This is a genomic window from Alteromonas sp. ABH4_457, from assembly GCF_056160625.1.
Genome location: NZ_JBSWXN010000028.1, coordinates 1 through 375 on the forward strand (window position 1 = coordinate 1; position 375 = coordinate 375).

The window sequence follows — 375 nt, forward strand, 5'->3', positions numbered from 1 at the left end:
GGCAGATCCGTGGTGCCTGAAATAGTTGGTGTGGTGTCGTTACCGGTACCCTGCGCATCCAGTGTGACTGTCGGGGCAGTGGTATCAACTTCACCGCCAGTTGCTGTTGCAGTCGTTGAATTGCCCGCCTCATCAGTGGCCGTCGCTTCAACCGTGTAGCTACCTTCAGCCAGTTCTGCAGGCACATCGGCACTGAAGGTGCCGTCTGGCTGCACGGTTGCGGTAACAGTCTGTGCATCACCATTCGCATCTGTCACGGTTAACGTTACAGATTCACCTGCTGGCAGATCGGTGGTGCCGGAAATAGTCGGGGTGGTGTCGTTTCCTGTACCCTGGGCGTCTAAAGTGACTGTTGGTGCAGTGGTATCAACTTCA

At 55.7% G+C, this 375-nt stretch carries 1 protein-coding gene; it reads right to left on the minus strand.

Translation table 11 applies throughout. The features are described 5' to 3' along the window. Positions 1-375, minus strand: a 375-nt coding sequence (locus tag ACXAGR_RS23800) for an Ig-like domain-containing protein (RefSeq protein WP_474852928.1), incomplete at both ends; no start/stop codon positions are given.